Source organism: Aeromonas sp. QDB17 (assembly GCF_027705305.1).
GTDB classification, from domain to species: Bacteria; Pseudomonadota; Gammaproteobacteria; order Enterobacterales; family Aeromonadaceae; genus Aeromonas; species Aeromonas caviae.
Map to the genome: position 1 here is coordinate 64,283 of NZ_JAPDBP010000006.1, position 7,286 is coordinate 71,568.

Below are 7,286 nucleotides of genomic sequence, written 5' to 3' on the forward strand. Positions count from 1 at the left end.
TGCCTGATGCGCCCCAGGTGGCGGCAGACAGGTTGGCGCCGAAAAAGCCACAATCAAGAAGAGGAAGCAAACGACCCCAAAGCCCCTTGGTAAGCAGGGTGATTGAGGGTTAATATGTGAGCAAATATATTTTTGTGATCCACTATGCTTTTTTTGCAATTGGATTAGCATATGCGCGAAATCTGCCTATCAATCTGTCGGGCGTCGAGTGAGTAATATGACCTACAAAAAGTTCGGTTTTCTGGCTGCCATCCTGGCACTGAGTGGTTTCTACCTTTATACCCTCTATCTGGCCGCTCACCCCAACGTGAGCCTGGCTTACAAGCTCTATTACCTGGAAGGCAAGACCCGTTTCTGGGAGCACAACTCCAGCATGACCTACCAGCCCGGCAACGAACTCAACCTGACCAAGCCGAGCCGCTTCCTCTCAAGCGAAGGCTGGGCCAAGAAGCCCAGCGAGCAAGGCACCGAGCTGAGCGGTCAGGGCGGTCTCTATTTCGTGCTGCCCAAGCAGCAGGCCCAGCCGGAGCAGCTCACCATCCAGGCCAGGATCAACAGCCCTCAGGCTGGCGCACTGCTCAAGGTGGCGCTGGGTCATGATTTCACCACCACGGTCAAGCTGGCCAAGGCGGGCATCAACGAGATCCGCCTCAGCCTGCCGGGCGACTCCCTGACCGCCGATCCCAAGCGTCCCAACTTCCTGGCGCTCTCCGCCCCGACACCGCTCAACGTCCAGTCCGTGCGACTGACCGTGGCTCAGTGAAGCGGAATGCCCCAAGTATCTGTTCCGTAAAATAATTCTTTCAATAAGGAAGTTCCCATGTCCCGTGCCGATTTTCGACTCTCTCTGGTCGTTCCCGTTTACAACGAGGAAGAGAGCATAGACGCCTTCATCAGCGCGATAGATACCGAACTGGCCCCGCTCAAAGACCAGCTTGAAATCGTGTTCGTCAACGATGGCAGCCGTGACCGCACCCGTGAGGTGGTCGAGCAGGCCATCGCCCGGGATCCCCGTGTGACCCTGGTCAACCTGGCCCGCAACTTCGGCAAGGAAGCGGCCATGACCGCAGGCCTGCACCAGGCCAAGGGCGACGCCATCGTCCCCATGGACGTGGACCTGCAGGATCCCCCCTCTCTCATTCTGGAGTTCGTCAAGCTGTGGCAGACCGGCGACTATGACACCGTCTACGGCATCCGGGTGGATCGCAGCGCCGATACCCCGATGAAACGCCTCACCGCAGGTGGCTTCTACCGCTTCTTCAACGCCCTCTCCACCAGCACCAAGCTGCCGGAGAACGCCGGTGACTTCCGCCTCATCGATCGCAAGGTGGTCGAGGCCATCAAGCAGTTGCCGGAGCGCAACCGCTTCATGAAGGGGCTGTTCGCCTGGGCCGGTTTTCGCGCCGTCGGCGTTCCCTACGAGCGCCCGGCCCGCCATGCCGGCGAAACCAAGTTCAACTACTGGAAGCTGTGGAACTTCGCCCTTGACGGCCTGATGAGCTTCTCCAGCTGGCCGCTGCGGGTGTGGAGCTACATCGGGGTCGGTGTCTCCTTCATCGCCTTCCTCTATATCCTCAAGATCATCACCCAGGTGCTCTTCTTCGGCATCGACGTGCCCGGTTACGCCTCCCTGATGTCGGTCATGCTGTTCCTCGGCGGCATCCAGCTGCTGTCGCTGGGCATCATCGGCGAGTACATCGGCCGCATGTTCGTCGAGGTGAAACAGCGCCCCGTCTACCTCATCGAAGGGGTCTACGGCCAGTACGCCAAGCAGGATGAAGAGCAGAAGCAGGAAGTGCCCACCGCCAGCAAGAAGAGCGCTGGCAAGAAGGCCGCCGCGAAAGCCGCTGATGATCAGCAGGAGCAGGCGTCTCAATGATCTCCCGCGAGGAATTCTGGCGGCTGGTTCGCTTCGGTTTTGTCGGCGGGGGGGCCACCCTCGTCGATCTGGGCACCTCCATCGCCCTGTTTCATACCTGGCCGGCCATCTCCGAGCACCTGGTCACGACCCTGGCCTTTGCCGTGGCGTTCTGGTTCTCGTTCTTCGGCCATCGCTACATCACCTTCCAGAAACAAGGTGCCGCCAGCAAGTTCCTGCTGGTTGCCCTCTTCTCTCTGGCGGTGCGTAATCTCATCCTGAGCGGTTTGCTGTTTGCCGGTCTCTCCGGCCTGTTGCCGGTGGTGATCGCCACCCTGACCGTCACCGTGCTCACCTACGTTCTCTCCCGTATCTGGGTTTTTGCCTGATGAATGATATGACCAATACCGCCCCGTCAACCGGGGCTGCACTCCCCTATCGCCCGTCACTGCGCATCAGCGGCCGCGACTGGCTGATGATCGTCGCCGCCTTCGTACTGAGCCGGGTGGCGCTCTATGGCATGGGCTATTTCGGCGTCCAGCTCTATGGCGCCACCGACATCGGGCCCCTGCAAGCCTACTGCCAGTTCGACTGCGTCTGGTTCCAGCGCATCATCGAGAATGGTTACGACCTCTATCCGCGCTGGTTGAGCAAGGGCAATGCGGCGAACTGGGCCTTCATGCCCCTCTATCCCATGCTGGCCGGCGGTCTCTCCAGCCTGTTTGACATGGAGAGCCTCATCGGCCTGATGCTGGTGGCCAACATCGCCTTCTTCATCAGCCTGCCCCTGATGCTGCTGGTGCTGCGCCAGCTCAAGCTGGGGGACGACACCGCCCGCTTCGGGGTCTGGCTGCTGGCCTTCTCCCCCTTCTCCGCCTATTTCGTCTCCGGCTATACCGAGCCCATGTTCATGGCGCTGATGCTGGGAATGTTCCTGTTCGCCTACCGCGAACAGTGGCTCATGGTCGCCTTCCTCGGCATCTTCATCTCCGCCACCCGCAACCTGGGGGTGATGATGGTGTTCCCGGTGCTGATCCTGGCCCTGCAAGCCTACGGCTGGCGCGAGTTCTTCCGCTTCACCGAGCGGGCCTTCAAGGTGGTGTTCACCCTCTGGCTCATTCCCCTCGGCCTCTTCTCCTACATGGTCTATCTCTATCACCTCACCGGGGATGCCCTGGCCTTCAAGCACATCCAGGTGGCCTGGGGCCGCTATATGGACAGCCCCCTGGACTGGTGGCTGAGCGGCTTCGAGCTGGGGGGACGCAAGGCCTATCTCTCCATCATGGTGATCTTCGGCTGGTGCCTGAATGGCTACCTGTTCAGCCAGAAACGCTGGGCCGAAGCGACCCTGATGTTCATCTGCTGCACCATCCCCCTGATGACCGGCCTCAACGCCATGCCCCGCTACATGTTCGGCCTCTATCCGACCCTGCTGGCCATCGTGCTGCTGGCCCATCGCTGGCCTGCCATCCGCCCTGCGGTGCTCTGCATCAGCGGCATGGTTGCCTCCTTCATTGCGGTGGCCTTCGTCAACTTCAAGTTCTTCACCGTGTGACGCCACCCCGAATGCCTACAAGCCGGTCAACTGACCGGCTTTTTTCATGGCCGCGACACCCGGTTCACACTTTTCCATTCTTGAAAACGTAACCATTTGAACTGACGTCACAAATCGGTATTTTACCGGTCCAAGCCTGCCCCAGCGCCCCCTAGAATGAGTGCCTCAACGGACCCTGCTCCTCACACTCTGCTCAAGGAATGGCTTATGCGTCTCTCTTCGCGCCCCGCTCTTCGCCCATCACCCCTGTGGCTGGCCGTGCTCGCCACACCGCTGTTCATCGGTCAGGCGATGGCCGCCCCCGAGGTCTATCTCCATGTGGATGGCAAACCGGTGGCCGAGGCGCTGACGTTGGACAAGGGCACCGTCACCCTGACCCACAGACTGGACAAGGGGAGCCACCAGATCCGCATCAGCGATGCGGGCAACAGTTGCGGCACCAGCTTCGGGCCAACCGAGGCCAAGCCCCTTCCCTTCGGCACCGCCCAGCCCATGGACAAGTGCAGCAAGGGGACAGACTTCAATCTGAGGGTGATGCTGGCGGGGGACTACGAGTTCACCTTCAACCCCGATACCCCCAGCCTCAAGGTGTTGCGGGCAACCAAAAAGAGCGAGTTCAAACGCCAGCCTCCGGAAGAGCCCTGCATCAGCTGGGATGGCGGCCCGGTCACGACATCACTCAAGGGAGTCTGGCCCGACGGCACCCGGTTGCGGGATGCCTACTCGGGACAGGAAGCCGTGGTCAAAGGCGGCAAAATCACCCTGACACCGAGCAAGGAGAGCGGCGGCCTGCTGCTGCTCGAACCGGTCAAGGCCGCCAAGCCTGCTCCCTTCAGCTGGGATCAGGCGAGCGTCTATTTTCTGCTGACCGACCGCTTCCACAACGGCGATCCCGCCAATGATCACAGCTTCGGTCGTCAGAAGGATGGTCAGGACGAAGTGGCCACCTGGCATGGCGGTGACTTCAAGGGGCTGACCGAGAAGCTCGACTACATCAAGCAACTCGGCATCAACGCCATCTGGATCACCCCCATGGTGGAACAGGTCCACGGCTTCATCGGCGGTGGCGAACAGGGGAACTTCCCCTTCTACGCCTACCACGGCTACTGGGCGCTCGACTTCACCAAAATCGACCCCAACTACGGCGACGAAGAGAGCCTGAAAACTCTGGTGGACGAGGCCCACAAGCGCGGCATGCGGATCATCCTCGACGTGGTGATGAACCACGCAGGCTACGCCACCCTCGCCGACTTGCAGGATCTGGGGCTCACCGATCTCACCCAGAACACCGGCAAGCTGCCGAGTCGCTGGAACGAATGGCGCCCGAGCGGCGGCCTCAACTGGCATGGCTACAACCAGTTCATCGACTACCAGTCATCCCACTGGGACAAGTGGTGGGGCCCTGACTGGGTGCGCGCAGGTCTGCCCGGCTACCCACAACCCGGCACCGACGACGTCACCGGCTCGGTGGCGGGATTGCCGGACTTCCTGACCGAATCCACCAGATCGGTGGGGCTGCCACCGCTGCTCGCTGCCAAAAAAGACACCAGGGCCAAGGCCCTGCCCAACGCCACCGTGAGCGATTACCTCATTGCCTGGCACACCGACTGGGTGCGCCGCTTCGGCATCGACGGCTTCCGTGCCGACACCGTCAAACACCTGGAGCCCGCGGTCTGGGCCAGGCTCAAGCAGGCGGGCACCGACGCACTCAAGGAGTGGAAGGCCGCCAACCCGGGCAAGGCCCTCGATGACCTTCCCTTCTACATGGTGGGCGAGGTGTGGGATCACGGGGTCGCCAAGGACTTCTGGTACCAGCACGGCTTCGATTCCCTGATCAACTTCGACTACCAGCGTGAATTCGCCCTGCCCCAGGCCCAGTGCATGGCGGGGGCAGAGCCCACCTATGCGAGCTACGCCAGCCGCATCAACCAGGATCCCGAGTTCAACGTGCTGAGCTACATCAGCTCCCACGACACCAAGCTCTTCTTCGGCGACTATCAGGACGTGGCGCTGCAACGGCGGGTGGCCAACAGCTTCATGCTGCTGCCGGGGGGAATCCAGATCTACTATGGCGACGAGTCCGGCCGGGGGCTGGCCAAGGATGGCGGCGTGTTCGATCAGAGCGTGCGCTCGGACATGAACTGGCAGGAGCTGGCGAGTGGCGAGAAGGCGGAACTGGTCAAGCACTGGCAACGGCTCGGCCAGTTCCGTGCCGCCCACCCTGCCATCGCGGCGGGCAGCCACAAGAAGATTTCCGATGCCCCCTACGGCTTCGTGCGGGAGAAAGGAGAAGACAAAGTGGTCGTGGTCTTCGCAGGTCGGCAGAAATAGCGACCTGGCCTGAATAAAAAGGGGAGCCGATGGCTCCCCTTTTTTGTCTTGCCGACGCCCGCATCAATCAGACTGGCGGGCCGCCTTTGGCCACTGCAACCTCGCCCTGAGCAGGGTTTCCTGCCACAGGGGCCAGGCCAGCAAGGCCTGCTGATAGGCGCCAGCCTGACCGGGCAGCGAAATGCCATAGCTTGCCAGTCGATAGGCCATCACCGCATAGAAGGCATCCAGAATGCTCGCCTCGTCGAAATAGAAGGGCACCCGCGCCTGGGACCAGAGGGTCTGCAACCGGGCCAGCTCGTCGATGACCTCCACCGGCGGTTCACTCTGGGTGGGTGCCCCCAGGAAGAAGGGCAGCAGGGTGCGGATCTGGCGAAAACCGGCGTGCAGCTCGGCGCACAGGCTGCGGGCCAGGGCCCGTTCGGCCTTGTCCACCGGATAAAGGTGACGCTCCGGGCAGCACTCGTGGAGATATTCGGCGATGGCCAGAGAGTCGTGAATACGCAGCTCACCGTCGTCGAGCCAGGGCACCAGGCCGGCGGGGGCCGTGCGCTTGAGCCGTTGCAGCTCCTTGGCATCTTCCAGATCGAAGACCTGCTCCTGCCACTTGAGCCCGCTCATGGCCAGCACCAGCACCGCTCTCATTGCCCAGGTGGAGCCCGTGCCCACCGTCAAAACCAGGGTTCCCATCGATTGCCTCCTGCATGGGTAGTTTACTGGCCATCCCGCCGGCCCCGTGGCACGACATCCGATGACCACCTCACATTTGCGTACTGGCGGGTTTGACCCACTTGGGTAGCAGTGCTAGTTTGATTTTTTAAAACAATCAGTTAGCAACAATGTGAGCTATGGACAGCCAATTTACCATCGTCATCGCAGATGACCACCCCCTGTTTCGGGGCGCCCTCTATCAAGCGGTGCACATGGCCATCGACGACGCCAGATTGCTGGAGGCTGACTCCATCGACAGCCTGAGCCACCTGCTCGATGAACATCCCGACGTCGACCTGCTGCTGCTGGATCTCAAGATGCCGGGGGCCAACGGCTTCGAGGGGCTGGCCTATCTGCGCGGACATCACCCGGATCTCCCCATCGTCGTGGTCTCGGCCTCCGAGGATCCCGCCATCATCCAGCAGGTGCTGCGCCTGGGCGCGCTCGGCTTCATTCCCAAATCCGTTCCCATGAAAGAGCTGGTCAGCGCCCTCAATACGGTGATCGGGGGGGACAACTGGGTGCCGGAAGGCATCTCCCTCCATCCCGAGCCCAGCGAAGGGCCCGATTTCGCCACCAAGCTGGCCAGCCTCACCCCCCAGCAATACAAGGTGCTCATCATGTTGCGGGATGGCAGCCTCAACAAACAGATCGCCTGGGAGCTCAACGTCTCCGAGGCGACCATCAAGGCCCATATCACCGCGATTTTCCGCAAACTCGGGGTCAAGAACCGCACCCAGGCGGTCATCGCCCTCCAGCAGATGGATATCAAGGACAGTTGAGCCCCTTGCCACCATCAGAGCCCATATCACTCCGCCTTCCGCAAACTTG

General features: G+C 61.4%; 7 protein-coding genes. 6 read left to right on the plus strand and 1 reads right to left on the minus strand.

The annotated features are described in order from the left end of the window. Positions 1-217: 217 nt before the first annotated feature. The 5 genes from OKC41_RS07120 to OKC41_RS07140 all read left to right on the plus strand — a co-directional run bounded on the left by OKC41_RS07120 (position 218) and on the right by OKC41_RS07140 (position 5,744). Positions 218-763 carry a hypothetical protein gene (locus OKC41_RS07120; RefSeq protein ID WP_010673441.1) on the plus strand — a complete coding sequence of 182 codons (546 nt, stop codon included), beginning with the start codon at positions 218-220 and terminating at the stop codon, positions 761-763. 57 nt (positions 764-820) lie between these two features. Beyond that, positions 821-1,879, plus strand: coding sequence for a glycosyltransferase family 2 protein (locus OKC41_RS07125; RefSeq protein WP_041213382.1), 1,059 nt, complete (start codon positions 821-823; stop codon positions 1,877-1,879). Continuing rightward, a complete protein-coding gene (locus tag OKC41_RS07130; protein WP_010673439.1) occupies positions 1,876-2,247 on the plus strand; it encodes a GtrA family protein in 372 nt (123 codons plus the stop codon). Before OKC41_RS07125 ends, OKC41_RS07130 begins: the two co-directional genes overlap by 4 nt. Continuing rightward, positions 2,247-3,413 carry a membrane protein gene (locus tag OKC41_RS07135; RefSeq protein ID WP_029313951.1) on the plus strand — a complete coding sequence of 389 codons (1,167 nt, stop codon included), beginning with the start codon at positions 2,247-2,249 and terminating at the stop codon, positions 3,411-3,413. The genes OKC41_RS07130 and OKC41_RS07135 overlap by 1 nt, the downstream gene beginning before the upstream one ends. A 207-nt stretch (positions 3,414-3,620) precedes the next feature. Next, the gene (locus OKC41_RS07140) at positions 3,621-5,744 is read left to right on the plus strand and encodes an alpha-amylase (RefSeq protein ID WP_183149563.1); all 2,124 of its coding nucleotides are present in this window, start codon (positions 3,621-3,623) and stop codon (positions 5,742-5,744) included. A gap of 63 nt (positions 5,745-5,807) precedes the next feature. Here the strand turns inward: OKC41_RS07140 and OKC41_RS07145 are convergent, their stop codons facing one another. Continuing rightward, positions 5,808-6,434: a glutathione S-transferase gene (locus OKC41_RS07145; RefSeq protein ID WP_270671822.1), complete on the minus strand. Its 627-nt coding sequence runs from the start codon at positions 6,432-6,434 to the stop codon at positions 5,808-5,810. A 158-nt stretch (positions 6,435-6,592) separates the two neighbouring features. On the opposite strand from OKC41_RS07145, the gene OKC41_RS07150 reads away from it, so the two are divergent. Next, positions 6,593-7,237, plus strand: coding sequence for a response regulator transcription factor (locus OKC41_RS07150; protein WP_010673435.1), 645 nt, complete (start codon positions 6,593-6,595; stop codon positions 7,235-7,237). Positions 7,238-7,286: the final 49 nt, after the last annotated feature.

Coding starts and splice junctions, on each gene's coding strand:
- OKC41_RS07145 (WP_270671822.1), bottom strand. CDS start 6,434: ATGGGAACCCTGGTTTTGACGGTGGGCACGGGCTCCACCTGGGCAATG.
- OKC41_RS07135 (WP_029313951.1), top strand. CDS start 2,247: ATGAATGATATGACCAATACCGCCCCGTCAACCGGGGCTGCACTCCCC.
- OKC41_RS07140 (WP_183149563.1), top strand. CDS start 3,621: ATGCGTCTCTCTTCGCGCCCCGCTCTTCGCCCATCACCCCTGTGGCTG.
- OKC41_RS07130 (WP_010673439.1), top strand. CDS start 1,876: ATGATCTCCCGCGAGGAATTCTGGCGGCTGGTTCGCTTCGGTTTTGTC.
- OKC41_RS07150 (WP_010673435.1), top strand. CDS start 6,593: ATGGACAGCCAATTTACCATCGTCATCGCAGATGACCACCCCCTGTTT.
- OKC41_RS07120 (WP_010673441.1), top strand. CDS start 218: ATGACCTACAAAAAGTTCGGTTTTCTGGCTGCCATCCTGGCACTGAGT.
- OKC41_RS07125 (WP_041213382.1), top strand. CDS start 821: ATGTCCCGTGCCGATTTTCGACTCTCTCTGGTCGTTCCCGTTTACAAC.